The sequence below is a fragment of the Streptomyces sp. NPDC002851 genome (assembly GCF_053591935.1).
In genome coordinates this window covers 1-20,283 of record NZ_JBSFUT010000061.1, presented here as the reverse complement: position 1 = coordinate 20,283, position 20,283 = coordinate 1, and the positions used below count along the sequence as shown (strand labels likewise).

The window sequence follows — 20,283 nt, the reverse complement described above, 5'->3', positions numbered from 1 at the left end:
ACGGTAATCCACGGCTGTGCGGCGTGAGATGGGCCGCCGGATGCCCGCACGGCCATCCGGGCTTACGCCCGCTTGTGTCGCACTGTGAGCTGTATGCCCGATTCGAATGCTTCGTCTCGTCTATGCGGATTAGCAGTATTAGCGCCAACTGGCCCTGGAATAAGGGGCTGTGGCCCTGTCGCGTGAGCAGGGTCATAAAGGTGACGGTGCGTGGCGATCTTCGCGGGCGGAATTCCCCGGGTATGGCGTTGGTAAAGCGCATTTCTCCACGGAGTGTGACCGCAATTCCGGGAAAGGATCACCGGCGTTCTGCGGCGGGGGAATTGATTGCTTGTGGCCGCGCTCATTGCTCGATTACGGTCGCCGACGTCCGGGCGGACGCCCAATCCTGCCGCCGTCCGGATTTCCCCACACCCACCCGTGCACGGCAGGAGCGGGGGACCCATCGGTAAGACGCCGTTTCCGGTCCGCCCGGAGCGGCTTGGGGTGAAGTCGCGTGGTTCCGACTACGCGGCCGGGCAACTCCAGCCCGAACCCGACAGCTCACCTCGCAGGCGCCGGAGAGGAATTCGTCATGCCCGCGAAGGGTAAGCACCGCCGTCCCAAGTCCCTGCGGATAGGCCGCGGTTTCGCCGCCGCGGGTACGGGTGGCGCAGCGCTCGCGCTGCCGCTGTTCGGCGCCACCGCGCACGCCGCCGCCCCGGCCGCGGCCCCCGCCGCGCCGTCCGCCGTCCAGTCCGCCCCCGCCGCCGCGCAGAAGGCCCCCGCCAAGTACACCGTGGTGGCCGGGGACTACCTTGCCAAGATCGCCGACGAGAAGAACGTCGAAGGCGGTTGGAAGCAGCTCTACAAGGAGAACCGCAAGGTCGTCGGCGACGACCCGGCGCTGATTCATCCCGGCATGAAGCTGACGCTCGACGCGCCCGCGAAGGCCGACGCCAGGCCCGAGAGCAAGCCCAAGCCCGAGAGCAAGCCCAAGCCCGAGAGCAAGCCCAAGGCCAAGACCTCCGCCGAGGCCGAGCCCGAGGCCGACGCCAAGTCCGGTGCCAACGAGGCCTCTCCGGCCGCCGCCGCGCCCGCCGCCGGTGGCTTCTCCGCCCCCGTCGAGGGCCCGATCTCCACCGCGTACCGCACCGCGGGCGCCATGTGGTCCAGCGGCTACCACACCGGTACGGACTTCGTCGTCCCGACCGGCACGCCCATCAAGTCCATCGGCGACGGCACCGTCGTCTCCGCCGGGTGGAGCGGCTCGTACGGCAACGAGGTCGTCGTCCAGCACGCCGACGGGCACTACTCGCAGTACGCCCACATGACGTCCCTGGACGTCTCCAGCGGACAGACCGTCAGCGGCGGCCAGCAGATCGGTCTCTCCGGTTCCACCGGCAACTCCACCGGTCCGCACCTGCACTTCGAGGTCCGCACCGGCCCGGGCTACGGCTCCGACGTCGACCCGGTGGCCTACCTGCGGTCGCACGGCGTCGCGCTCTGACGCTCCTTCGGCGGGCGGACGCGCTCTTTCTGCGGGCGGACGGAACCGGAACTCCGGTGCCGTCCGCCCGTTTTGCGCTATTCCCGCTTGGGGGAGTCTTTACCGGTGGCCTATCTCACCCGTAGTCAACCCCCTGGGACCGCTTATTACGGTGGCGTAGGTCACGTACGAAGGTGAAGGATGTCCCGACGTGGCAGACGATTCGACTCCTTTCATCCGCAGTGACTCCACCGGGCCGGGCCAGTTCGTGTCGTACGCGGCGATCGGCGACAGCTTCACCGAGGGGGTCGGCGACCCCGGCCCCGACGGTGCCTTCGTCGGCTGGGCGGACCGCCTCGCCGTACTGCTCGCCGACCGGCACCCCGAGCACACCTTCCAGTACGCCAACCTCGCCGTGCGCGGCAAGCTGCTCGACCAGATCGTGGCCGACCAGGTCCCGCAGGCCCGGCGGCTCGCCCCCGACCTGGTGAGCCTCTGCGCCGGCGGTAACGACATCATCCGGCCCGGCTCCGACCCCGACGACGTCGCGGAGCGGTTCGAGCGGGCCGTCGCCGACCTCGCGGAGGCGGCCGGGACCGTCCTGATCGCCACCGGCTTCGACACCCGCGGCGTGCCCGTGCTCAAGCACCTGCGCGGCAAGATCGCCACGTACAACGTGCATCTGCGGGCCATCGCGGACCGCTACCGGTGCCCGGTGCTCGACCTGTGGTCCCTCAAGTCCGTGCAGGACCGGCGGGCCTGGGACGGCGACCGCCTGCACCTCTCCCCGGAGGGGCACACCCGCGTCGCCCTCCGTGCCGGTCAGGTGCTCGGCCTCGAGGTGCCCGCCGACCCGGACCAGCCGTGGCCGCCGCAGCAGCCGCGGGGCACCCTCGAAGTGCGGCGTGACGACATCCAGTGGGCCCGCGAGTACCTGGTGCCATGGATCGGGCGCAGGCTGCGCGGCGAGTCGTCCGGCGATCACGTCGCGGCGAAGGGCGCCCGGGACCCGTACGCCCTCAAGAAGCAGCTCGAAGAGGCCTCTTGAACGGGTGAAATCGGTGGATTCTCCCGAATCCGGTGGAATCGTCGCCGCGGTGCGCGCGTTGAGCAGGTATGGCAAATGACGCGAACCAGGACGCCCTGCTGCGGCTGCTCTCGGAGTACAACGGCGGGGTGGTCGTCACCCTGAAGCGGGACGGGCGCCCCCAGCTGTCCAATGTGATGCACCACTACTACCCGGACGAGCGCATTCTCCGGGTCTCGACCACGGATGACCGGGCCAAGACCCGCAACCTGCGCCACGACCCGCGCGCCAGCTACCACGTGACCAGTACCAACCGCTGGGCGTGGACGGTCGCCGAAGGCACGGCCGAGCTCACCCCCGTGGCGGCGGACCCCGGGGACGCGACCGTGGAGGAGCTGATCACCCTCTACCGGGACGTGCAGGGCGGCGAGCATCCGGACTGGGACGACTTCCGGGCGGCGATGGTCCGCGACCGGCGCCTTGTCCTCCGTCTCCACGTCGAGCGGGCCTACGGGCAGCCCCAGGGCCCGCTCTAGGGGTGGAGATCGCACCCGCCGCCCATAATGAACACGGCGCTCCGACAGGAACTCGGTGCTCCGACCGCAGTCCCGCAGGAGGTTCCGTGACCGGCATCCGTTCCCTACGCTCCGGGCTCCGCTCGCTGCGGCCCGAATCCTTCGGCGCCGAGCCCAGCGGGGAACGCCTCGCGCGGATCCGCAGGTCACCGCAGTTCGCGCACGGCCGGTTCCAGAACCCGGTGGCGGCGGAGATCGGGCCGAAGGGCTCCACGATCGAGTTCGCCAAGCAGTTCTTCGACCGGCGCGAACGCCCCCGCAGGGCCCCGGCCGGAGTCGTCCCCCTGCACGCCACGACCCTCGCCGACCTGGCCCGGCCGTCAGCGAGTGGGCTTCGGCTCACCTGGATGGGGCACTCCAGTGTGCTCGCCGAGATCGACGGCCGACGGCTGCTCTTCGACCCGGTGTGGGGCGAGCGCTGCTCGCCCTTTCCGTTCGCCGGACCCAAGCGGTTCCATCCCGTGCCCGCGCCGCTCGCCGAGCTCGGCCCGGTGGACGCCGTGGTCATCTCGCACGATCACTACGACCACCTGGACATGCCCACCATCAAGGCCCTCGCCGACAGCGACACCGTCTTCGCGGTGCCGCTCGGCGTCGGCGCCCACCTGGAGCGCTGGGGCGTGGCCGCGGACCGGCTGCGCGAGCTGGACTGGCAGGAGAGCACCAAGATCGCCGGGCTCTCCCTGACCGCGACCCCGGCCCGGCACTTCTGCGGCCGCGGCCTGCGCAACCCGCAGCACACCCTGTGGGCCTCCTGGTCCGTCGCGGGCCCCGAACACCGGATCTTCCACAGCGGGGACACCGGCTACTTCCCCGGCTTCAAGGACATCGGCGCCGAGCACGGCCCGTTCGACGCCACGATGATCCAGATCGGCGCGTACGACACCGAGTACTGGCCGGACATACACATGACCCCCGAAGAGGGCATCCACGCCCACCTCGACCTTCAGGCCGGACCGCACGGCACGTTCCTGCCGATCCACTGGGGCACCTTCAACCTCGCCCTGCACCCGTGGGCCGAGCCCGGCGAGGGCACGCTCGCCGCGGCCGCTGCGGCGGGGGTCGCGGTCGCGGTGCCGCGCCCCGGGGAGCCCTTCGAGCCGACCGCGGAGACGCTGCCGCGGGAGGCGTGGTGGCGTGGGGTGGCGGGGGAGTCGGCGCCGGGCCTGCCGTCGGGCACGACCGGCACTGATACGGCGCAGAGCAGCGGGGGCGAGGGGCGCATTTTCAGCCCGTCCGGCGTTTGAGGACGAGCGCGTTCAGCGCGACCGGGGGTCTGGGGGCGTAGCCCCCAGGTAGCGGGCGTAGCCCACAGGTACGGCAACCGAGCCGACAGGGCAAAACGTGCTGCGCAAGACCGGACACCCCACGGGAACACGCGTTTGACCTGCGATTCGGTCGTTTGCGCGGGGCATCATGCCAGAGCCGGAACAGCTTCGCTGGAGTTTGTCAACTGCCTCTCGCACATGAGGCGTTCGCGACTACGGTGTGTGCGCGTCGATCCACGTGCGGTGCAATTCTGTGCCGCGCGCCGATCGATTGCGTCATGCCGTGCGCAGGGAAACTCCGATACGCCGATCAGCTGGAGCCCGCTGATGTCTCACCTCCGCCAACCGTCCGCACGCGCAGACCGCCGTGAGGGCGGACGGCACGGCAGGCCGGGCCCCCGCACCGTTCAGCCGCTGCCCGAGACCCAGATACGTCGCCAGCTGCTGCGCACCGCGGTGCTGCCCGCCGCCGCCGTGGCCCTGTGCGGGGCCGCAGCCGTCTTCCTCACGCTCCGGTGGTCCGGGGGCGTCGCGACACCCGAACTGTGGGCCGTCCTCATCGGCTCCGGCGTCATCGCCGTGACCGGTGTCGCGGCCGCCGCCCGGTCCGCCGACCGCTGGGCACGCTCCCTGCTCGACCGCCTCGCGGGCATGCGCCGCACCAGCGCACGCGGCCAGGCCGACCTGCGGGAGCTCGTCGAGCAGCTGCGCCGCGGTGAGGGGCCGCCGCAACGCCGCGCCGGGGGCGTCCAGTTGGGCGTCCGCGGCGATGAACTCGACCAGCTCGCCGGGGAGTTGGGCCGCGCACACGAGGTCGCCGTCGCGGCCGTCGTGCAGGCCTCGCAGCTCTCCAGCCACGCCGGAAGCGAGCAGAAGGTCGAGGTCTTCGTGAACCTCGCCCGCCGCCTCCAGTCCCTCGTACACCGCGAGATCCAGCTGCTCGACGAGCTGGAGAACGACGTCGAGGACCCGGAGCTGCTCAAGGGCCTCTTCCACGTCGACCACCTGGCCACCCGCATCCGTAGGCACGCCGAGAACCTCGCGGTGCTCGGTGGCGCCATCTCGCGCCGCCAGTGGTCGAAGCCGGTCACCATGACCGAGGTCCTTCGCTCCGCGATCGCGGAGGTCGAGCAGTACCCGCGGGTCAAGCTGGTGCCGCCGATCGAGGGCACCCTGCGCGGGCACGCCGTCGCCGACGTCATCCACCTGCTCGCCGAACTCGTCGAGAACGCCTCGCTGTTCTCCTCGCCGCACACACAGGTCCTGCTGCGCGCCAGCTACGTCACCGCCGGTCTCGCCGTCGAGGTCGAGGACCGCGGGCTCGGCATGCCGGTCACCGAGCAGAACAAGATGAACGCGCTGCTCTCCGACCCGGATCAGGTCAATGTGGCGAGCCTGCTCTCGGACGGGCGGATCGGCCTCTTCGTGGTCTCCGCGCTCGCGCGCCGCCACGGTGTCGCGGTGCGACTCCAGAGCAATATCTACGGCGGTGTCCAAGCCGTGATCGTGCTGCCGCAGGGGCTGCTCGGCCCGGAGGCGCAGCAGCAGCAAGGCCAGGCCACACAGAACCAGGTGCGGGTCCAGGAGCAGGAGCAGGAGCAGGGTCGGCTTCCGGGGCAGAACCAGGACCCGGCGCAGATCCCGCAGGCCACCCAGTCCGCCCAGGCCACCCCGATTCCGCAGGCCCCGCAGCCGCCGGAGCAGGCGCCCGCGGGCGACCGGATCCCGGCGCCCGCGACCAAGGAGCCCGCGCAGGTCTCCGGGTCCGCCACGGCCGCCACGGCCGCCACGCGCACCGCGCCCGCCGCGGCCCCGGTCTCCGCGGCGTCCTCGACGGCCCCGACTACCTCGACGGCCTACGTCCCGCACCAGCCGCAGCGCCACGAGGCACCTGTCGCGACCGGTCCGGAGCCCGCCGCGCAGCCGGGCGGCGCCGAGCGGTCGGCGACCGGCGCTAGTCAGGCCGCCGCCGGGAACGCTCCCCTGCCCGTCCGCGGCACTCAAGAGGAGCGGCCGAGCCCCGCCGGTGCCGTACCCGGCATCCGCCCGGACGAACGCCCCACGCATCACGAACACCCCGAACGCCAGGAGCAGCACGAGCAGCACGAGCAGCACGAGCGCCACACGGTGCCGGAGCACCACGCCGCACCCGCCCCGTCACCATCCGCCGACCCGTCCGCCGATCCGACCGCTGACCCGGCCGCCGACCCGGCCGCCGACCCGGTCCGCGGCACCATGGGACGCCCCCAACTCCCCAAGCGCCGCGCCCAGGAGCACCTCGCGCCGCAGCTGCGGGACGCCCCGGTGCACGGCCGCGGAGACGGTCAGATCCAGGGCCACGACCCGGGTCTGATGGCCGCCTTCCAGCGCGGTATCGGCCTCGCCGAGGCCCAGCCCGAGCGGCGCGGCGAGCCCGCTCCCGCACCGTACGGCGAGACCTTCGAGGACGAGCACGGCGAGACCTTCAAGGAGCTGCACCCGGACCCGCTCACGGCCCCGCTCACCGAGCTCCCCGACCCCCGCCCCGCCCCGCAGACCACCCGGCACACCTCGCAGCACGACCCGCAGCACGATCCCAAGCCTGACTCGAACGTCCCGAACGCCCCGAATGCCCCGTGCCCGCAAGCGCCTCAGGACCAGCAGACCACCCCGCACGCCCGGCAGGACGAACGTGATCCGGCCGGCTGACCGCCGCGCGGCCCCCGTACCGCCGACGCCGTTCCCGCCACCAGAGCCGTTCACGCGTCCCGCCGTCCCAGGCGACGCTAGCCGCCCGTACCCCCAAGGAGTCACCACCATGGCGAGCGATGTACCGACCACCGGCCAGGTTTCCGACCTCGACTGGCTGCTGAGCGGACTGGTACAGCGCGTTCCGCACACCCGCAGTGCGGTACTGCTCTCGTCCGACGGACTCGTGAAGTCCGTACACGGCCTGGACCCGGACAGCGCCGACCACATGGCGGCACTCGCCTCCGGCCTGTACTCCCTGGGCAGAAGCGCGGGCGCCCGGTTCGGGGAAGGGGGAGAGGTGCGCCAGGTCGTGGTGGAGCTGGCCGACAGCATCCTCTTCGTCTCCACCGCGGGCTCCGGCACCTGCCTGGCGGTGCTCGCGGGCCGGGAGGCCGACGCCGCCGTGCTCGGCTACGAGATGGCGATGCTCGTCAAGAGCGTACGGCCCTATCTGGTCACCCCGGCCCGTCAGCCCGCGCACTCCACCGCCCTGAGGCCTTGAGCGTGCCGGCCCCGCAGGACGGGCCGTGGCTCGACGACGCGGCGGGCAGACTCGTGCGGCCCTACACGGTGAGCAATGGCAGGACCCGGCCGACGGCCCCGCTCGACCTGCTCTCGCTGATGATGCCCACGGGTAGCGCGCCCGCCACGCAGATGGGCCCCGAGCACACCCAGGCCCTCGGCCTGTGTGGCGCGGGGCCCACCTCGGTCGCCGAGATCGCGGCCCAGCTGCGGCTCCCGGCCGTGGTGACCAAGGTGCTCCTGTCCGATCTCGTCGACTGCGGCGCGCTCACCACCAGGGCCCCGCGCTTCCGTCACAACCCCACCGACCGCTCTCTGTTGGAGGCAGTGCTCGATGGTCTACGACGCCGGCTCTGACCCGCTCATGGGCGAGGCTGTGCCCGTGCCGGACCCGTCCGTGCCCGAGCCCGAGGACGACGACCTCTTCCCGAACGCCGTGAAGGTGCTGATCGCGGGCGGCTTCGGGGTGGGCAAGACGACCTTCGTGGGCGCGGTCAGCGAGATCGAGCCCCTGAGCACGGAGGAGCTGCTGACCGCGGTCAGCGCGGGCACGGACAGCCTGGAGGGCGTGGAGCACAAGACGACCACGACCGTGGCGATGGACTTCGGGCGGATCTCGCTCGACGGCCGCCACATCCTCTATCTCTTCGGCACCCCGGGCCAGGACCGGTTCTGGTTCATGTGGGACGAGCTGTCCGAGGGCGCGCTCGGCGCGGTGGTCCTCGCCGACACGCGCCGCCTCGAGGACTGCTTCTCGGCCGTCGACTTCTTCGAGCGGCGCGGCATCGAGTTCGTCGTGGCGGTCAACGAGTTCGACGGTTCCTACCGCTACGAGCCGGAGGAGGTGCGCGCCGCGATCGACCTCAGACCGGATGTGCCGGTGCTGCTGTGCGACGCGCGCATCTCGAGCTCCGGCATCCAGACTCTGGTCACCCTCGTCCAGCATCTGCTGACCAAGGCCCCGGCACCGCCCGGGCCACCCGCACCGAGTTACGGAGCACACTCATGACGTACGACCCGACCGGGCATCTGCTCCTCACCCCCGTCGACAAGGACGCGCCGAGCCGCGTCCAGCGGCTGCGGCAGCTGGGGCTCGGGGAACGCCCGGAGCCGGCCTTCGACGCCTTCGCCGACCGGCTCGCCGAGGTGACCGGCGCGCCGTTCTCGATGGTCAACTTCATCGACGAGAACCGGCAGTTCTTCGCGGGCCTGCACACCCCCGAGGGCAATCACGGGGGCACCGACCTCAGCGCCGCGGCGACGAGCAGCGGGGTGAGCCGCTATATGGCGCGGGATCACGGCTACTGCCCGCATGTCGTGGTGCGGCGCAAGGCGCTTGTCCTGGAGGACGTCTGCGACTATCCGCGGTTCGCGGGCAACCCGGTCGTCGACGAGATCGGCATCCGCTCCTACCTGGGCGCGCCGCTGATCGACCACACGGGCCTGGCGCTCGGCACGATCTGCGTGGTCGACACCGAGCCCCGGCCCTGGGGCAGGCCGGGGCTCGAGACGATCAAGTCCCTCGCGGCGGAATTGATAGAGCAGATCAACCGCCGTGAGGACGGGCGCATTTGAGGCGTCCGTCCAAGGCGTACGTTCATACGGTCGCCCAGTGCCGCCGGTACTGCGGCGGTATGTGGCCGAGCCCCCCGGGGTCGGAGCCCGGGTCGGGATCGGTCCGCACCTGCTCCGCGAGCCGTTCCGACCAGCTGCCCCTGGCTGTGCCGAGGGCCACCTCCGCGAGCCGGAGCAGCTGGACGTCGGAGGTGCCCGCGGGCGCGAAGATGTGGTGCGCGTCGCGGAGATAGCGCTCGATGGGCCGGTCCGTGAACAGGCCCGCCGCGGCATGGATCTCCATCGCGCTGCGCGCCGAGTCGAGCGCCGACTCGACGTTGACCAGCTTGGCGTTCATCAACTCGGCGTCGCAGGACTGCCCTTCGTCGAGCAGATGCACCGAGTGGTAGGCGGCCAGGCGGGCCGTCATCAGCCGGGACTGCATCTGGCCGAGCTTCAGCTTGATGTTGGACAGCTCGTACAGCGGCTGTCCGTACCGGTGCCGCTCGGCGCAGAACCGGGTGGTCTCCTCCACGAGCGCCTGGTGGATGCCGAGCGAGACGGCGGTCAGATTGGCCCGGCCGTACAGGACGCTGGAGGAGTACGCGACCGCGAGCCCGTCGCCCTCCTCGCCGAGCCGGTTGTCCGCCGGGACCCGGCAGTTGTCGAAGTACAGCTCCCCGAAGCTGAACCCGTGCAGGCCCATCGCGGGCTGCTGGCGGCCGAGCGAGAAGCCGGGCCGGTCCGACTCGACGAGGAAGGCGGTCAGGCCCTTGGAGCCGGGTCCGGTGCGGACCACGACGCCGTGCAGATCGCCTACGTGGCTGTTTCCTACGTACACCTTGCGGCCGTTGAGGAGATAGTCCTCGCCGTCCCGTACGGCCGTCGCGGTCATCCCGAGCACATGGCCCCCCGACTCGGGCTCGGTGACGGCAATGGTGGGCAGGCAGTCGCCCACGGCGACGGCAGGCAGCCAGGTCTTCTTCTGCCGTTCATTGCCGAAGTGCAGAATCTTGGCGACGCCGAGCTGGGACGCCTGGACCATGGCGCCCATCGCCCCGCTGACCCGGGACAGCTCCTCGATGATGATGGTCTTGGCGAGATGGCCGACGCCCATACCGCCGTGTTCCCTGCCGATGGTCGCACCGATCCAGCCTTGCCGGGCGATCAGTCGGGACAGTTCGTACTGGACGGTGCGGGCCGCCTCCATCGCGGGTATACGGGGCCGGACTTCCCGCTCGGCGAAGGCCCGTACCTCTTCCCGGAGTTGATGGTGGAGCGAGCTGGTGAAGTAGCCGCCCATTGCGAGCCCCTCCCTCTGCGGAACGCCTGCTCGCGGGGATCGTGCGAGCAGGTGGTGCAGTGGTGCAACAGCGGTGGCCCCCGTCCCGACCGGACCACCCCACCATCCTGTTGAAAGTTGGCCGAGACACAAGATCATTGACCAACTTTGGCTTAAATCACGATAGTTGACGTTTGATCAGTTCTGTGTGGGTGTGTGGTGGTGGGCCCGACCGGTCCACCTCGAAGGCATTCCCCCCGGGCATCTCTCTGCCACATGCCGCAGGCAAAGGTTTCGTGGGCATATGGCACGGGGGGTCGTGCGTACGGTCGCGGATGCGCAGAGGGTCTCCGTCGGGGGAAAGAATCCGGACACAGCCGCCCTCCATGGCGCAGGAAATGGACTCTCGGAGCGCCGCCGGATGGACCGTGCCTCGGGACGGCGCTGGTTGTCCCCTACGGGCTCGACACGTGATCGCCGGGCTCGTCGCCTCCGCCGATTCGGGTGGCCGGAACCCGCGCGTCATGTCGTGCCGAGGCCCGGTCGTTTCCGCAGCGCAGCGGCCGGGTCCGGATGCGGCGTGAAGGGGTGCCGACGATGTGAGCAGAGCAAGATGGCCGTCCACGGCGCGCGCCTGGGCGTACGAAGCGGTCTCGGGCGCCGTCGCGGTGGAGTAGGTTCCGGTGCCATGCCCGAGACCGCACCGGCCACCACCCGCCCCACCCCTTCCGAGCGTCCCGACCTGCGGATCGGCGTCCTCGGATACGGGCTGCGCGGCACCCTGGCCCGCACCGCCCACCGGCCGGGACGCGGTGCCGTCGTAGCGGCCCTCGCGGACCCGGACCCGGCGGCCCGTGCCCGCGCGGCCACGGACTTCCCCGCAGCCCAACTCACCACAGATCCCGGCCAGTTGATCGCGGCCCCGGACCTTGACGCGCTCCTCGTCCTCACCCCCGACCACACCCACACCGAGCTCGCGTGCGCCGCGCTGCGCGCGGGACGGCCGGTCTTCGTGGAGAAGCCCCTCGCCACCACGGTCGAGGACTGCGACACCGTGCTGCGCACCGCCCACGCGACCGGCACCCGCCTGTACGTCGGGCACAACATGCGGCACATGCCGGTCGTCCGCCTGCTGCGCGACCTCGTACGGCGCGGCGAGATCGGCACCGTGAAAACCGTGTGGGTGCGCCACTTCGTGGGCCATGGCGGCGACTTCTACTTCAAGGACTGGCATGCCGAACGCCGCCTCGGCACCGGCCTGTTGCTACAGAAGGCTGCCCACGACCTGGACGTGCTGCACTGGCTCGCGGGCTCCTGGACCCGCCGCGTACAGGCGCTCGGCGACCTCATGGTCTACGGTGACCGGCCGCGCCGGGCGCCGGGCGAGCCCAAGACGGCGAACTGGTTCGACCCCGCGCACAACTGGCCGCCCACGGCACAGCGCGACCTGAACCCCGAGATCGATGTCGAGGACGTCTCCCTCGTGAACCTGCGCCTGGCCAACGGCGTGCTCGCGGCCTACCAGCAGTGCCACTTCACGCCGGACTACTGGCGGAACTACACGGTCATCGGTGACCACGGCCGCCTGGAGAACTTCGGCGACGGCCCCGGTGCGGAGGTCCGGGTGTGGAACGCCCGCCGCTCCGGTCACCGCGCCGACGCCGACGCCGTACACGCGGTCCCGGACGGTCAGGACAACGCGGGGCACGGTGGCGCCGACCCGCTGCTCGTCGACGAGTTCCTGCGATTCGTACGCGAGGGCGGGCGCACGGACACCTCGCCGGTGGCCGCGCGGATGGCGGTGGCGGCGGGGTGCGGGGCCACGGAGTCGCTGCGGGACGGGGGTGTGCCGCGTGATGTGCCACCGCTGGACGCGGGGTTGGTGCGGTACTTCGAGGAGGGGCAGCGCGCGGCCCCGCAACACGCCCGCACACCCCTGGCGTGAGAAGGCGGCCCCGGGGGAGGGTGGGCACGGGGGCGGACCGACGCGCCTCGCCGAGTCCCGCCCCCCGTGGCCACAGCACCCGAGAGCCGAGGAGCCGCACCCGATGACGTACACCGTGGGAATGGCACACGCCCGCGACGGAGTGCAGATCGTCACCTACACCTGGCTGCCCGCGAACGCGAGCGGCCGCCCGCGCGCCTGGGTGCAGATCGCCCACGGCGCCGCCGAACACGCCCTGCGCTACGACCGGTTCGCGCGCCACCTGACCGCCGCGGGCTACGGAGTCCTGGCCTCCGACCACCGTGGCCACGGCGCCACCGCCAGGGCCACCGGCGGCTACGGCGTGACCGGCGCCGACATCGAGGACTCCTGGCGCGCCATCGTGGACGACCTCAAGGTGATCGGGGACCAGGCGCGGGCGCTCCAGCCGGACGTTCCGCTGGTGCTGCTCGGGCACAGCCTGGGCTCGATGCTGGCGCGCGACTTCGCCCAGGAGTACGGGGACGCCCTCGAGGGCCTGATCCTCTCCGGTACGTTCCGCTCGCTGCCCGGCGCCGAGACCGAGACGTCCATGGCCCGGCTCGAACGCGAGCTCGCGGCCGACGGACGGACCGCGCTCTCCGATTACATCCCGGAGCTCTTCGCCTCCTTCAACGACCCCTATCCGCACCGCACCGGCTTCGAGTGGCTCTCCCGCGACCCGGCCGAGGTGGACGCGTACGTCGCCGACGAGCGCTGCGGTTTCCCCTTCTCCGCGGGGCTCGCGCTCGACTGGGTGCGCAACGTCCGCAAGATCAACGACCCGCGGAACCTCGCCCGCATCCCCGCCGACCTGCCCGTGCACATCGCCGTCGGCACCGAGGACCCGTGCAACCAGCGGATGACGCTGGTGTACGAACTCCTCGAGGACCTGCGGTACGCGGGCGTCAGGGACCTGACCTGGAAGGGCTACGAGGGCGCCCGGCACGAGATCCTCAACGAGACCAACCGCGACGAGGTCCAGGCCGACCTCACGGCGTGGCTGGACAAGCACGTGTGAGGTTCGGCGCCCGGCCGTTGTCAGTGCCGTGTCCTACGGTCGTGCCATGGCTGTGTCCCTGACGTCGGACGATGTCCGCGAGATCGCCCTGTCCCTGCCGGAGACCACCGAGAAGGTGGCCTGGTCCATGCCCACATTCCGGGTCGCGGGCAAGATGTTCGCCACGCTGCCCGAGGACGAGACCTCGATAGCGGTCCGCTGCCCCAAGGAGGAGCGGGACGAGCTGGCGGTCGCCGAGCCGGAGAAGTTCTGGATCGCCGACCACGAGGCGATGTTCGCCTGGGTACGGGTACGCCTCGCCGCCCTGGAGGACCGGGACGAACTGCGGGACATCCTCGCCGACTCCTGGCGCCAGGCCGCCCCGGGCCGCCTGCTCGAGGCCCACCCGGGTCTGGGGGTGCCCACGGCCGACTAGGTCCGGTCAAAGAATGCCGTGATCCGCTGCCGCAGCGACGCCGGGTCCAGGCCGTGGGCGGCCAGGTGCTCCGGGATCTGCCCGTAGCGCCGCAGCTCGCGTCGGCCCACGCCGAGGCCGAGGACCCGGTGCGGCACCTCGGCGAGCGCGTCGTTCACGGCGCCCGTCGAGGTGCCCGCCAGATACGGCTCGACGAGCACCACGTCCGGCCGCTCACCCACGGCCCGGCGCAGGCCCGCCGCGTCGAAGGGCCGCACGGTGCTCGCGTACAACACGGTCACATCGAGGCCTTCGACCGCGGCGAGCACCGAGTCGAGCATCGGCCCGACCGCGACCACCACGCCCTCGCGCCCCTCGCGCACGGTCAGGAAGCGCGCCCCGTCGACCGGCAGCCCGGCGCCATTGGCCAGCTGCGAGAGCCGTACGTACACCTTGTCGTCGCCCGCCGCGGCCGCCTGCCGCAGCAGCGTCTCGGCCTCGTCGGGGTGGCCCGGCACGTGCACCGTCCAGCCGTCCAGGGTGTCGAGCAGTGCCACATCACCCGGTGACATGTGCGTGAAGCCGCCCGCCGGCCAGTCGAAGGAGGCGGCCGAGCTGACCAGGACCCCGCCCACGCCCTGATGCCCGAAGTCCAGTTTGACCTGCTCGAACGGCCGCTCCACGAGAAAGCTGGCGAATGTGTGCACGATCGGCCGCAGCCCGGTGAGCGCGAGCCCGGCCCCGGTGCCGATGAGCAGCTGCTCCCTGATCCCTACGTTGATCACCCGGTCCGGGTGCTTACGCTCCGCATCCTCGAAGCGGTCCTTGCTGATCTCGGCCAGGACGAGGGCGAGGCGCGGGTCCTCGTCGAGCAGCCGGGTGGTCGTGGCGGCGAAGCGGTCGCGCATGGTGTCCATGGCGGGTTCCTTCCGGTCGGTCGGTCGTTCGTTCGTACGGCGTGTCAGTGGGCGTTCTTCGGCTCGACGCGGGCCACGACCACATGCGGGCGGCCCTCGTGCGGCGCCGTGTACGCGGCGTGCAGCGCCTCGTGGTCCCGCCCGTCGACGGTCAGCGCCGACCAGCCCGCGGCCTCGAAGCGGGCCGCGATGCCGCCGGGCCGGGCATGGCTGGCGGAGGCGTTGTCGATCACCAGCACGTGGAGCCGGTCGATCCCGCCCGTCAGCCCACCACCACCCTCAACCGAGGCGCTTCGCGCCGCCCTCTCAATCCCGGGCCCGGCGAAGGCGATGGCCTCGTGGTTGCTGCCCTCGTCCAGCTCGGCGTCCCCGACGAGCACCCACACGGCCGGTTCGGTACGCCCCTGGGCGCGCAGGCCGAGCGCGGTGCCGACGGCGAGCGGCAGACCGTGCCCCAGCGAGCCGCTGCCGATCTCGGCGCCCGGCACGAGCAGCCGGTCGGGGTGGTGCCCGAGCGGAGAGTCGTACGAACCGAAACCGGACAGCGTGCCGACCGGAAGAAAGCCCTTCGCGGCGAGCACCGCGTAGTACGCCATCGGCCCGTGCCCCTTGGAGAGCAGGAACCGGTCGCGGCCGGGGTCGTCGACGGTGTCGGGCGAGACCCGGAGCACCCGGTCGTAGAGCACCCAGAGCGCGTCGAGCGTGGAGGTGGCGGCGGGGCCGTGCTTCTCGTCGCCGGTCATCAGGCCCATCAGGCCGGGCAGGTCCGCGTAGGCGTAGCGGGTGGTGAGGGCGGGCTCGCGTTCCGTTGTCGTCGTCATGTGAAGCAGCGTGCAACTTCAACCAAAGTTGAAGTCAATGCCGTACGGCGGAAACGGATTCACGCCCACCGGCCCGAGTGCGGTATGGTTTCCGTGCGCGTTCGGCCGGGAGAACCCCCTGGTCAAACGGGCAGCCATACAGGCATCGGGACGTGGCGCAGCTTGGTAGCGCACTTGACTGGGGGTCAAGGGGTCGCAGGTTCAAATCCTGTCGTCCCGACAGTGAAGCGGAACCGTCCGCACATCAGGGGCCATTCGTCAGCGACGGATGGCCCCTGAAGTACGTCTACGCGCGCTTACGCGCGTGAAAGATGCCCCACCGCAACAGGTCCTGGCGCGCGGCGTCCTTCCACAGTGGCAGGTTCGCCAGCAGGCCGTCCAGGTAGGCCGGGCTGATCACCTTCCGCAATTCCGTCGCGCGTCGCCGTACCTCCTCGTCCAGGCGCGCGTAATGCGTGGCGATGTCCGCGGTGCGGTCCTCGAAGTCGACGTCGGCGAGACCGGCCGCGTCGAGCTGCGCGCGATAGAAGGCCGGGGTGGCCAGGTCCGGCAGGTCGAGGCGGGAGATGGCGGGGCGCAGGTCCCGCGCGGGGGTGTGTTCGGCGGCCATGATGTCGGAGAAGACCAGGGCGCCGCCCGGCCTGAGCACACGGACGGCCTCGCTCAGCGCACGCGGCCGGTCCCTGATGTGGCAGAGCACCTCGAGCGACCAGACGACGTCGAAGCGGTCCGCCTCGTAGGGGAGGCTGTCGAGCGACCCGGTGGTCACGTCGATGAGGCGGTCCAGGCCGCGTCGGACGTTGGTCGCACGGTGGCGTTCGTTGTGCTGGTCGCTGAGGTCCAGGGCGGCGACGCGGCACCCGAAGCGAGCGGCGAGCGCGCGGGCCGAACCGCCGTATCCGGAGCCGAGGTCGAGGACCGTCGCCCGCGGCCCGAGCAGGTCCGCGACCTTGTCCGCCGCGCGCTCGACGGTGCGGTGCGAGGCCGCGGCGATGTCCTCGTGCGGTTCGGCGTAGATGCCGATGTGAATGTCCTCGCCGCCCCAGACGGCATCGTAGAAGGCGTCGACGTCGCCGCTGTCGTAGTAGCGGCGGGTGGAATCGTCCTGGCCGAGTGCGCTGTTGTACGACATGCGCCCATCCTTTCCCGGCCGCCGACCCGGAATACCGGCGCGAACCAGCCGTTACCCGGCCGGCCTGCCGTGCGCGGCCGCGGCAAGGCGTGCCGTGTCCACCCGGACGAACACGGAATCACCGAGGGCCGTCAGCACGTCTTCGGCGTACACCTCGCAGCGCACCCGGCTCTTGCGGGCCACCGGCCCCTCCACCCGCGCCTTCAGGAGCAGCGGCACGCCCATCGGGGACGGCTTGAGGTATTTGACACCGAGTTCGCCGGTCACGCAGTCGATCCGCGGTGCGCTGTCCGGCTCGCGTCCCTCGGCGCGGTAGTGGTACGCCATGGCCGTCCAGTTGGAGTGGCAGTCGACGAGCATCGCGATCAGGCCGCCGTACACCAGGCCCGGCCAGCCGGTGAACGCCGGGTCGGGTACGTGGGTGCACAGCAGGTGAACGTCGTCCGGGTCCCAATGGCTGCTGATCCGCAGGCCACTGGGGTGCGCGCTGCCGCACCCGAAACAGATGCCCTCGGGCGCGGCCAAGTCCTGCAGTGGTGCTTCCACGTGGTGAACCTCTCCTCAGATCTGAGCCCTCAGTCCGGGCAATTCTGCAGGTTCGAGTACTGGAGCTGGTCCGGCTCGATCCGGATGCCGGGCATCCAGAGCCGCTTGTCCTGCCAGTCGACCCGGTACCAGATGCTGCTGTGGCCGCCCTCCTCGTCGGTGACCGTGACGCCGTTGGCGATCCGGCACTCCGCCTTGAGGATGTCGCCGTGCCAGGCGCGGCCGCCGATGTTCGAGGGCCGGTAGGGGACGTACGGGTCCAGGGCCAGGCCGAGCGCGCAGTCGCGGCGGCGGCTGTCCCGGCAGTCCTTGTCGACGTTGTTGACCGTGATGCGCTCGAACTCCCCGCTCGGCGGCGACACTTGGGCACTCGATGCGTCGCTGCCGCCGCCCGACGGCTCGCCGCCGTTCGCGAGCAGCAGGGCGACGGCGGTCGAGGCCGCGGCGACGGCGAGCACGGCGCCGGTGGTCGCGAGGGTGAGCTTCAGGCGGTTACGGGGGTGTGCGGGGGAGGGGGCGGAGGGGGTCGGGTTCGGCGTGGGCTGCGAGACCTCCGCGGGCTGCGGGGAACGCTGGGCGGGAACGTCCTCCGCCTGCGCCGGTGGCGAGGCACCGTCCGTCGTGGCCGCCGCGTCGAGGGCTTCGTGCAAGAGGCGGACCAGTTCGGGGAGCCGGTCCTCGCCGGTGAAGGAGAGCTTGCACCACTGCACGAGCAGTCGCTCGTCCGGCAGGCTCTGCCCGCCGAGATAGCGCGAGAGGGAGGACCGGCTGGCGGGCAGCCGGTCCTCCAACTTCTTGAGGCTGAAGCCGAGTTCGCCGTGCATCCGGCGCAGGCTCAGAGCGAAGTCCCGGGCCGGGCCGGTCAGTTCGGGCGGCAGAGGGGCGAGCGGCTTGCGCCGGTTGTTGGCTGCGTTCGGGTTCCCATGCACCCGAAGATTCCAGCACAGGCGCACGTACGGAACCACCCGGCGCACGGAAGCAGTGGCACTCCCGTTCCCCTGCGACGGGAGTGCCACGGGCTGACCGCATCCGGTGGTGGCGTGGATCAGTCGGTGAACTTCAGCGGGCGGTACGGCTTGTACTGATTGCTCGTCAGGCCGTAGGTGCGCGACCGGTGTTCGGTGCCGTGGTCGCCGTTCTGGTCGTAGGCCGTGTACGAGGTGTGGGCCGGGTTGTCCCAGCGCTCGAACATCAGCACGTGCCGCGTATTGCTGTTGCCGTCCGCGTCGATGAGCAGGTCACCGGGCTTCAGCTCGTTCACCGATATCGGCTTGGCGATCTTCGGGCTTGTGAGGCCCACGGAGTTGGTGCCCGGGGCGCCCAGGTCGAGGGCCATGGAGACATAGCCGGAGCAGTCCTGCCGGTAGCCGTCCTTCCAGTTCTTGCTCTGGCTGTACGGCACCGGGCCGCCGTTGTTCGCGGTCAGCCAGGTCGCGGCGCGGGCGAGCGCCTCGCCACGGGTGCCGCCGGGGGCCGGCGGGGGCGGGGTGTCGCCGCCCCGCACCGGCACGCCGGGTAGCCGGTCCTGCGGGATGTCGACCGCGACCACGCTGAGGTAGCCGTTGACCGGGCCGGTGATGTGCGCCATGTACGTCGAGCAGGCGCTGCCCTCGCAGACCTTCTTGCCGGTGTTGACCTGGAAGTCCGCGGTGATCCGGTCGGCGCCGGGCGCGTCCTTGTTGATCATGCCGACGGAGGCCGAGTTGACGTCCGGCGTGGCGTGCACGACCCAGCGGGTGCCCCAGGTCGGGAACTGGGCCCCGGCCGCGGTCTTCCGGAACGAGTCGTTGGCGCCCGCGTCCTGGGCCTTCAGGTCGGCCTTGGTGTCCCGGGTCCGGACGGTCTGCTGCGCGTCGGCCGCGGCGCCGTCGGCCTTGTCCTGCGCCGCGCCGCTGCCGCAGGCGGTCAGGCTCGCGACGCCGATCCCGGCCGCGGCTACGGCGGGCAGGACCCGGCGCAGACCGGCTCGTCGGCGCAGGCTGCGTGTGGTGTACGACATGGTGAACTCCCCGTTGTTTCCCCGTTGTTGCGGTGCTCTTGACCGTGGTCTTGGTGCGGGCGCCACGGTGGTCGCGGTGCCCTGGCCGCCGAGTGCTCCCGGCGATGTCCACCACCTTGCGGCGCGGGGCCGGGGGAGAGCGGCCCGTCCCCGTCCCGTGAGACATCCCGTTCCGTGCCAAGCCGCCGGCCTGCGAAGACACCGACGTACCGGCCCCGCTACGGGACAGGTCACGGCCCTCGCCGGGACATGACGGGACACCGGCGCCGGGCGGCACTGTCGGCCGTTCGGTTGTCCCGTGCCGGATCGTCCATCGTCCGGCCCCTCTGGGACGGCGGCCGGGGGCGCGCGACCCTAGCGTCGGCTCCAGGTCCTGTCAGGGCGCCGACGAACTGGGGAGCTGGAGCTGATGGAGCGCGAGAAGAACCGGGTGATGGAGCGGCCGCGGGTCGTGCGACGGCACGGGAGAGCGGCGGCCGCGGGCGCGGTGGTGGCGGCGGGCGCGCTCACCGTCGCCGTGGCGCCGCCCGCCGCGGCCGGTGGCTCCTGGCAGGTGAGCGTCTCGCCGACGACGGTGGCGCCCGGCGGGAAAGTGACCCTCAGCTCCAGCGGCTGCAAGGTGCCGACGGTGACGGCGGACTCCGCGGTGTTCGACACCACGGAGCTGAACGAGGGCCACTCGGCCACCGCCCATGTGTTCCCGGACGCGAAGCCCGGCGCCGAGTACGAGGTCACGTTCACCTGTAAGGGCAAGACCAAGACGGTGCCCCTGATGATCTCCGACCGCGGCGGCCACCACCCCACCCATCACCCCACCCACCCCCCGCACCGCGGCGTCAAGGCCGGCGAGGGCGGCACCTGGGACTCGTTCAGCCCCGGACAGCTTGCCCTCGGCGGCCTCCTGGTGGTCGGTGCCCTGACCTTCGCGGTACGCAAGGCGCGCGGCAACGACGGCTGAGGACCGGACCCAGGGCGTGTCCGATGGGTCAGGCCGGCTGCGGTGGGCGGTGCCTGTCCGTGTGGCCGGGAGCGGCGTCTGGTGCGCTCCGCCGCTGCGCGGCTCC

The 20,283-nt window shown here is 71.5% G+C and carries 20 protein-coding genes, 1 tRNA gene and 1 riboswitch; of the genes, 14 read left to right on the top strand and 7 right to left on the bottom strand.

What is annotated here, in order from left to right:
- Positions 1–401: 401 nt before the first annotated feature.
- Positions 402–570: riboswitch (cyclic di-AMP (ydaO/yuaA leader) on the top strand.
- Between the two features lie 4 nt (positions 571–574).
- The 9 genes from ACWD10_RS36615 to ACWD10_RS36575 all read left to right on the top strand — a co-directional run bounded on the left by ACWD10_RS36615 (position 575) and on the right by ACWD10_RS36575 (position 9,165).
- Complete coding sequence (locus ACWD10_RS36615) at positions 575–1,489, top strand: M23 family metallopeptidase (protein WP_451098031.1); 915 nt, start codon at positions 575–577, stop codon at positions 1,487–1,489.
- 190 nt (positions 1,490–1,679) lie between these two features.
- Positions 1,680–2,516 carry an SGNH/GDSL hydrolase family protein gene (locus tag ACWD10_RS36610; protein WP_451098030.1) on the top strand — a complete coding sequence of 279 codons (837 nt, stop codon included), beginning with the start codon at positions 1,680–1,682 and terminating at the stop codon, positions 2,514–2,516.
- A gap of 68 nt (positions 2,517–2,584) precedes the next feature.
- Positions 2,585–3,031 carry a PPOX class F420-dependent oxidoreductase gene (locus ACWD10_RS36605; protein WP_451098029.1) on the top strand — a complete coding sequence of 149 codons (447 nt, stop codon included), beginning with the start codon at positions 2,585–2,587 and terminating at the stop codon, positions 3,029–3,031.
- An 86-nt stretch (positions 3,032–3,117) separates the two neighbouring features.
- Complete coding sequence (locus ACWD10_RS36600) at positions 3,118–4,317, top strand: MBL fold metallo-hydrolase (protein ID WP_451098028.1); 1,200 nt, start codon at positions 3,118–3,120, stop codon at positions 4,315–4,317.
- A 348-nt stretch (positions 4,318–4,665) separates the two neighbouring features.
- Positions 4,666–7,026 carry an ATP-binding protein gene (locus ACWD10_RS36595; protein WP_451098027.1) on the top strand — a complete coding sequence of 787 codons (2,361 nt, stop codon included), beginning with the start codon at positions 4,666–4,668 and terminating at the stop codon, positions 7,024–7,026.
- 109 nt (positions 7,027–7,135) lie between these two features.
- Complete coding sequence (locus ACWD10_RS36590) at positions 7,136–7,570, top strand: roadblock/LC7 domain-containing protein (protein WP_451098026.1); 435 nt, start codon at positions 7,136–7,138, stop codon at positions 7,568–7,570.
- Positions 7,571–7,572: 2 nt separating this feature from the next.
- Positions 7,573–7,947 carry a DUF742 domain-containing protein gene (locus ACWD10_RS36585; protein ID WP_451098042.1) on the top strand — a complete coding sequence of 125 codons (375 nt, stop codon included), beginning with the start codon at positions 7,573–7,575 and terminating at the stop codon, positions 7,945–7,947.
- Between the two features lie 7 nt (positions 7,948–7,954).
- Positions 7,955–8,599 (top strand): GTP-binding protein, encoded by a 645-nt coding sequence (locus tag ACWD10_RS36580; RefSeq protein ID WP_451098041.1) that lies wholly within the window; start codon positions 7,955–7,957, stop codon positions 8,597–8,599.
- On the top strand, positions 8,596–9,165 hold the full coding sequence (locus ACWD10_RS36575; RefSeq protein ID WP_451098025.1) for a GAF domain-containing protein: 570 nt from the start codon (positions 8,596–8,598) through the stop codon (positions 9,163–9,165). Before ACWD10_RS36580 ends, ACWD10_RS36575 begins: the two co-directional genes overlap by 4 nt.
- Positions 9,166–9,187: 22 nt before the next feature.
- Here the strand turns inward: ACWD10_RS36575 and ACWD10_RS36570 are convergent, their stop codons facing one another.
- Positions 9,188–10,447, bottom strand: a complete 1,260-nt coding sequence (locus ACWD10_RS36570) for an acyl-CoA dehydrogenase family protein (protein WP_451098024.1) — start codon at positions 10,445–10,447, stop codon at positions 9,188–9,190.
- A 667-nt stretch (positions 10,448–11,114) separates the two neighbouring features.
- Between ACWD10_RS36570 and ACWD10_RS36565 the strand changes: the two genes are divergently transcribed.
- The 3 genes from ACWD10_RS36565 to ACWD10_RS36555 all read left to right on the top strand — a co-directional run bounded on the left by ACWD10_RS36565 (position 11,115) and on the right by ACWD10_RS36555 (position 13,825).
- Positions 11,115–12,371: a Gfo/Idh/MocA family protein gene (locus tag ACWD10_RS36565; protein ID WP_451098023.1), complete on the top strand. Its 1,257-nt coding sequence runs from the start codon at positions 11,115–11,117 to the stop codon at positions 12,369–12,371.
- 103 nt (positions 12,372–12,474) lie between these two features.
- Positions 12,475–13,410, top strand: a complete 936-nt coding sequence (locus ACWD10_RS36560) for an alpha/beta fold hydrolase (protein WP_451098022.1) — start codon at positions 12,475–12,477, stop codon at positions 13,408–13,410.
- Positions 13,411–13,456: 46 nt separating this feature from the next.
- On the top strand, positions 13,457–13,825 hold the full coding sequence (locus ACWD10_RS36555; protein ID WP_451098021.1) for an MmcQ/YjbR family DNA-binding protein: 369 nt from the start codon (positions 13,457–13,459) through the stop codon (positions 13,823–13,825).
- On the opposite strand, the gene ACWD10_RS36550 is transcribed toward ACWD10_RS36555, so the two are convergent.
- Positions 13,822–14,721 (bottom strand): transketolase family protein, encoded by a 900-nt coding sequence (locus ACWD10_RS36550; RefSeq protein ID WP_451098020.1) that lies wholly within the window; start codon positions 14,719–14,721, stop codon positions 13,822–13,824. The two genes, ACWD10_RS36555 and ACWD10_RS36550, sit on opposite strands and share 4 nt — an antisense overlap.
- A gap of 44 nt (positions 14,722–14,765) precedes the next feature.
- Complete coding sequence (locus tag ACWD10_RS36545) at positions 14,766–15,542, bottom strand: transketolase (RefSeq protein WP_451098019.1); 777 nt, start codon at positions 15,540–15,542, stop codon at positions 14,766–14,768.
- A 146-nt stretch (positions 15,543–15,688) separates the two neighbouring features.
- Here ACWD10_RS36545 and ACWD10_RS36540 point away from each other — a divergent pair.
- Positions 15,689–15,762, top strand: a tRNA-Pro gene (locus tag ACWD10_RS36540).
- 66 nt (positions 15,763–15,828) lie between these two features.
- Here the strand turns inward: ACWD10_RS36540 and ACWD10_RS36535 are convergent.
- The 4 genes from ACWD10_RS36535 to ACWD10_RS36520 all read right to left on the bottom strand — a co-directional run bounded on the left by ACWD10_RS36535 (position 15,829) and on the right by ACWD10_RS36520 (position 19,219).
- Positions 15,829–16,674: a methyltransferase domain-containing protein gene (locus ACWD10_RS36535; protein ID WP_451098018.1), complete on the bottom strand. Its 846-nt coding sequence runs from the start codon at positions 16,672–16,674 to the stop codon at positions 15,829–15,831.
- A gap of 51 nt (positions 16,675–16,725) precedes the next feature.
- Entirely contained in the window at positions 16,726–17,220 is a 495-nt protein-coding gene (locus ACWD10_RS36530; protein WP_451098017.1) for a PaaI family thioesterase, read from the bottom strand.
- A 29-nt stretch (positions 17,221–17,249) separates the two neighbouring features.
- Entirely contained in the window at positions 17,250–18,149 is a 900-nt protein-coding gene (locus ACWD10_RS36525) for an XRE family transcriptional regulator (protein WP_451098016.1), read from the bottom strand.
- Positions 18,150–18,265: 116 nt separating this feature from the next.
- Positions 18,266–19,219 carry a hypothetical protein gene (locus tag ACWD10_RS36520; RefSeq protein ID WP_451098015.1) on the bottom strand — a complete coding sequence of 318 codons (954 nt, stop codon included), beginning with the start codon at positions 19,217–19,219 and terminating at the stop codon, positions 18,266–18,268.
- 409 nt (positions 19,220–19,628) lie between these two features.
- Between ACWD10_RS36520 and ACWD10_RS36515 the strand changes: the two genes are divergently transcribed.
- Positions 19,629–20,177, top strand: a complete 549-nt coding sequence (locus tag ACWD10_RS36515) for a hypothetical protein (RefSeq protein ID WP_451098014.1) — start codon at positions 19,629–19,631, stop codon at positions 20,175–20,177.
- Positions 20,178–20,283 lie beyond the last annotated feature (106 nt).

Coding starts and splice junctions, on each gene's coding strand:
- ACWD10_RS36515 (WP_451098014.1), top strand. CDS start 19,629: ATGGAGCGCGAGAAGAACCGGGTGATGGAGCGGCCGCGGGTCGTGCGA.
- ACWD10_RS36560 (WP_451098022.1), top strand. CDS start 12,475: ATGACGTACACCGTGGGAATGGCACACGCCCGCGACGGAGTGCAGATC.
- ACWD10_RS36575 (WP_451098025.1), top strand. CDS start 8,596: ATGACGTACGACCCGACCGGGCATCTGCTCCTCACCCCCGTCGACAAG.
- ACWD10_RS36590 (WP_451098026.1), top strand. CDS start 7,136: ATGGCGAGCGATGTACCGACCACCGGCCAGGTTTCCGACCTCGACTGG.
- ACWD10_RS36570 (WP_451098024.1), bottom strand. CDS start 10,447: ATGGGCGGCTACTTCACCAGCTCGCTCCACCATCAACTCCGGGAAGAG.
- ACWD10_RS36550 (WP_451098020.1), bottom strand. CDS start 14,721: ATGGACACCATGCGCGACCGCTTCGCCGCCACGACCACCCGGCTGCTC.
- ACWD10_RS36520 (WP_451098015.1), bottom strand. CDS start 19,219: ATGTCGTACACCACACGCAGCCTGCGCCGACGAGCCGGTCTGCGCCGG.
- ACWD10_RS36555 (WP_451098021.1), top strand. CDS start 13,457: ATGGCTGTGTCCCTGACGTCGGACGATGTCCGCGAGATCGCCCTGTCC.
- ACWD10_RS36580 (WP_451098041.1), top strand. CDS start 7,955: ATGGGCGAGGCTGTGCCCGTGCCGGACCCGTCCGTGCCCGAGCCCGAG.
- ACWD10_RS36565 (WP_451098023.1), top strand. CDS start 11,115: ATGCCCGAGACCGCACCGGCCACCACCCGCCCCACCCCTTCCGAGCGT.
- ACWD10_RS36595 (WP_451098027.1), top strand. CDS start 4,666: ATGTCTCACCTCCGCCAACCGTCCGCACGCGCAGACCGCCGTGAGGGC.
- ACWD10_RS36535 (WP_451098018.1), bottom strand. CDS start 16,674: ATGTCGTACAACAGCGCACTCGGCCAGGACGATTCCACCCGCCGCTAC.
- ACWD10_RS36615 (WP_451098031.1), top strand. CDS start 575: ATGCCCGCGAAGGGTAAGCACCGCCGTCCCAAGTCCCTGCGGATAGGC.
- ACWD10_RS36545 (WP_451098019.1), bottom strand. CDS start 15,542: ATGACGACGACAACGGAACGCGAGCCCGCCCTCACCACCCGCTACGCC.
- ACWD10_RS36605 (WP_451098029.1), top strand. CDS start 2,585: ATGGCAAATGACGCGAACCAGGACGCCCTGCTGCGGCTGCTCTCGGAG.